General features: G+C 54.0%; 1 protein-coding gene. It reads left to right on the top strand.

Annotated elements, in window-relative coordinates; translation table 11 throughout:
* Nucleotides 1-732: hypothetical protein (locus tag AK963_RS34215; RefSeq protein WP_175404765.1), on the top strand; the 732-nt coding region annotated here is incomplete at both ends.

The following is a 732-nucleotide window of genomic DNA, read 5'->3' as shown; positions in this document are numbered from 1 at the left end:
GACGTCAAGGCACAGGCCGAGGCCGAGAAGATCGGCAAGTCCACCAAGGCCACGCCCTTCGAAGAGCTGGACAACATCAAGATCAAGCTCTCACTCAAGCGGCATATCAAAGCGTTGAATGTCGCGGGCAAGTTTGCAGGCAGAACCACACCGTTCCAGAAGGGCGACACGGTAACGGCAAAAGAGCTGGTGACAGCCCGCATCTTTATGGGGTCATCCCAGAACTTCAAAGCCTACCGGAACGCGAAAGACTATCAGACACTACTGGATCAGTATGCCAATCTGGTTGAGCTGGAACAGAAGTATGTTCCCCAGGGTTTCGTCCAGCCTGCGGAAATCCGTGCCGACATCCGTGCCGACGTCGAAGACCTGTTCAAAGGGTTTGCCCGAGAAGACGTCGAGACCGCCTATGAACTTCTGTCCCGCATCAACAACGCCCACGGCAAGACACCTGCTATTCACATGAACAGCAACCTGTCGGTCAACGGCAAATACACCGCCGACATGCAGGACGTTCTGAAGCCCAAAGAGTTTCAGATTCAACTGTCATCAAAGCCTACTGAAGCCGTGCCGGTCTCCCACGTTCTGATGCACGAAGTTGGACACTGGGCGTTTGAAAACCTGCTCACGCCTACCGAGCGGCTCGACTTCATGAAGTGGTTCCAGTCCACTTACTACCGTGACGGAAAGGTCGACTTCGAGAAAATCAACAGTGACACCATCTACAGCAAC

Source organism: Endozoicomonas atrinae (genome assembly GCF_001647025.1).
Taxonomy (GTDB): domain Bacteria; phylum Pseudomonadota; class Gammaproteobacteria; order Pseudomonadales; family Endozoicomonadaceae; genus Endozoicomonas; species Endozoicomonas atrinae.
Note: the sequence above shows the minus strand (reverse complement) of the source record. Positions and strands in the feature narration are given on the sequence as shown.